Here is a 2,604-nt window from a genome sequence, read left to right as displayed (position 1 = left end):
AGAACGTGAAAGCCACTAACTGAAAGGTGTAAACACGAGCGCCAAAACAGATAAACACAAAAACTTATGACCTTTGATGTCAAACCCGTACTAACGCCCTGTTAAGGTGTGAGCAACGCAATACCGACGCTACCGCATATCACCTTAAACACCAAACGCAACGCATAGCAAAAATGCCACGCGTTGCGAATCACTCTTAAACAGATTGTTAGGTTACTATTTTTCGACTCTGCCTTGAAAGTGCTCATGAGCTGCATCTGAAATATCACAACCAATGTAGTTTCGATTTAATTTTTTAGCTGCAACGAGTGTCGAACCAGAGCCAAAGAATGGATCCATTACTAACTCACCTTCAGTGGTACTTTGAGAAATAAGTACCTCAAGTAAGTCTACGGGTTTTTCAGTTGGGTAGCCCCTATAAACCCTTTTTGATTGAAGTATATCAGGCACACCTAAGTCATTGAGCTTACGCTTACCTTTTTCAAAGAAAAGTATGTATTCGTGGCGAGCTCTGTAGTGATAGCCCATACCAATAGTGACTTTGTCCCAAACGATTGGTTTCCAAAATTTAAAACCTACTTTCTCAGCTATTGGCTTAATTACGAACATTGTTTCTTGATCGCAAAACAGATAGAAGTGAGAGTTTTTCTTTAGGACTCGGTACATCTCTTGTAAAAGACTCTCAAACCTTTCATTGGGAAAGATTTGAAACCACTGATTACTTGATGCTTTACTTACCTTTAGCCTTGTCGTGGTCCCAATTTTCCGATGCTTTTCCAATGATTCGTATGGTGGGTCTGTGATAACTAAGTCAACGCTCGCGTCAGCGAGCGTTGAAAGCCATTCAACTGCATCTTCTTTAAAAACTTGCATTGAACCTCTAGATTAAACCGCTACATGTTCGTCCATTACGATAGACATTTGAGGCTACACCTTTAGCAAGCCTGCGGCAATCAATACAGTAACTCTGGTAACCATCAGGATTACGTGCAGTTTTGCGAGCTGGTGTTTTACCAAAGTTAAACGGATATGGATGGAAAACATGTTCTCCTCCATTAGCATCGGAACAATGAGGACAAGATTTGTATTTTTGACCAGTTACTGGATCTGTCTTGTGAATCATGCCGATATTTAAGCGTTTACCACAACAATTACATGCCATTTTTATCTCCTATCAACGACTTATACGACCCGATAATAAGAGAAAAAACATATGCAAACTGCGATCTATGCACTCAATTTAGTAACCTAACGCCCTGTTAAGGTGTGAGCAACGCAATACCGATGCTGCCGCATGCCACCTTAATCACTTAAAACAACGCATAGTAAAAATGCCACGCGTTGCGAATCACTCTTAAACAGTTTGTTATAAGCGTGGTTTGAGCATGTGCACGAACTGTTCGTCCTGCCCTGTAACCTCAAAGCCAAACCTTTTGTAAAGTTGCCCTACTCGGTTTCCTTGTAAGTAGCAAAGCTTTATCGGTAACGACTTTTGTTCAGCAAGCTCAATGACAGCTTTTAATACTTGGCTACCAATTCCTTTACCCTGATATTCTGGTAATAGGAAAAAGCGACCAAAGTACAGATTCTCAGAATGGTACTGCACCAAGTAACTGCCCACTGCGACTCCATCGACTTCGATGATGGTTGGCTTTTCTTCGACCCACTCATTGTGATGAATTTCTTTTTGAACACTTTCGTCCCAACCAAATACAGCTTTGATTGGTTCAAATTCTGCTGATTTCTTAAGTTCGAATAGGAACTCATAGTCACTATTTTCAGCTTTACGGGTTTCGTACACCTAACTCTCCAAACCTACAACTACGGATAGCTTATAACGCCGCATTAAGGTGTGAGCAACGCTACCACGAAACTTAACCATACCACCATAAACACAAAACCCAACGATGGAATGAAAAATGCCAAGCGTTGGGAATCACTCTTAAATGCTTTGTTAGCATGTTGTTTCCACAACAAATGCGTTGACTTGTGAGCGTGTAGTGAAACGTACTTTATTGCCCTGAAAATCACTGAACAATTGCTGATGAAACTGCCGTGAGCTTTTGGACTCTCGAACCGTGTATTCAGAAGCCCATTTCAATAACTCTCGAAAATTCTTCTCCGCCTGTTCCACATCAAGTTGCTTTGAGCTCTCTGAACCACGAGCATGCAGAGAACTCTCACACACGGACCACTCCAAATCCAAGAACAACAGCGTATCAGCGGAAGGAATGAGCTGTTCCGCTAAGGCACCAAATACCCCTTCAACCACCCAGCTATGTTGAGAACGTAAACTAACAATTTCATTTTCGATTGCTCTAGGAGAGCGTTTCCGGTTATAGCCACCTGGCTCCCATACAATCGAGTCCAAGTTAACTTCTTGCAACTGGAGCTTTCGAGACAACAGATCTGACAACCAACTCTTACCTGAACCAGAATTGCCAATGATGAGAATTTTCTTCATGTTGCTCCTACATGCTAACGCCCTGTTAAGGGGTGAGCAACGCAATACCGAAGCCGCCGCATACCACCTTAATCACTTAAACCAACGCATAGTGAAAATGCCACGCGTTGCGAATCCCTCTTGAACAGTTTGTTAACTGA

General features: G+C 42.1%; 4 protein-coding genes. All 4 read right to left on the bottom strand.

Annotated elements, in window-relative coordinates; genetic code table 11:
* Window positions 1-216: 216 nt before the first annotated feature.
* Window positions 217-873 (bottom strand): site-specific DNA-methyltransferase, encoded by a 657-nt coding sequence (locus tag FKN16_RS24070; protein WP_069523529.1) that lies wholly within the window; start codon window positions 871-873, stop codon window positions 217-219.
* A 7-nt stretch (window positions 874-880) separates the two neighbouring features.
* Window positions 881-1,162, bottom strand: a complete 282-nt coding sequence (locus FKN16_RS24065; RefSeq protein WP_053306554.1) for a hypothetical protein — start codon at window positions 1,160-1,162, stop codon at window positions 881-883.
* A 204-nt stretch (window positions 1,163-1,366) separates the two neighbouring features.
* The gene (locus FKN16_RS24060; protein WP_170903717.1) at window positions 1,367-1,801 is read right to left on the bottom strand and encodes a GNAT family N-acetyltransferase; all 435 of its coding nucleotides are present in this window, start codon (window positions 1,799-1,801) and stop codon (window positions 1,367-1,369) included.
* Window positions 1,802-1,954: 153 nt separating this feature from the next.
* A complete protein-coding gene (locus tag FKN16_RS24055; protein ID WP_048625630.1) occupies window positions 1,955-2,464 on the bottom strand; it encodes an ATPase AAA in 510 nt (169 codons plus the stop codon).
* Window positions 2,465-2,604: the final 140 nt, after the last annotated feature.

It is taken from the genome of Vibrio sp. 11-4(1), from assembly GCF_013048625.1.
Taxonomy (GTDB): Bacteria; Pseudomonadota; Gammaproteobacteria; order Enterobacterales; family Vibrionaceae; genus Vibrio; species Vibrio diabolicus.
This window is presented reverse-complemented; position numbering and strand designations above follow the sequence as displayed.